Origin of the sequence: Pseudomonas brassicacearum, from assembly GCF_003732265.1 — a bacterium.
In the GTDB taxonomy this organism is placed as follows: Bacteria; Pseudomonadota; Gammaproteobacteria; order Pseudomonadales; family Pseudomonadaceae; genus Aquipseudomonas; species Aquipseudomonas brassicacearum_D.
This window is the reverse complement of record NZ_MOBK01000327.1, coordinates 1-504: the sequence shown is the minus strand read 5'-3', so window position 1 is coordinate 504 and position 504 is coordinate 1. Positions and strand designations below refer to the sequence as shown.

The window sequence follows — 504 nt, the reverse complement described above, 5'->3', positions numbered from 1 at the left end:
CGATGGCCAAGAGCTGATCGCTTGGCGGGTTGAGGATCGTCTGCGGAATTTCGCGCAGTTGGTTGTTGCGCAAGTCGACCAGCTCCAGCGCCACCTGCTCGTGTAAACCGCTGGGCCAGTGATCCAGTCGGGTGTTGTTCAGGTTTAATGACCGAAGTTGCGACATGCCACTGAAGTCAGGTGTTTTACCAAGCGGGTTGCTCGATAGATCGAGGTTCTCGAGCTGGTTGAACGCACCCGGTTTCACCGCTGTATGTTCATTCAGCTCAATGCGATTGGAGTTCAGATCCAGAGTCTTGAGAGCGGACATCTGTGCGATACCCGGCGGCAGCTTGTCCAGGGTGGAGTGGGTCACCGCCAGTTTTTCCAGGTTGGGGAAACTGCCAAGGAAGGTGTCGGCGGTGTCCGACCAGGCAACCGCGGTCAGCTCCAGCGTGCGTACATGGCTGAAATCAGCCGTCAGGGGCGCAAGGATCGCATCCCCCAGATCCAGTTTCAGCGTCG

At 57.7% G+C, this 504-nt stretch carries 1 pseudogene; it reads right to left on the bottom strand.

Annotated features, from left to right (window positions below):
- Positions 1 to 504: pseudogene (locus tag BK660_RS31525) on the bottom strand (NEL-type E3 ubiquitin ligase domain-containing protein); the annotation flags it as partial.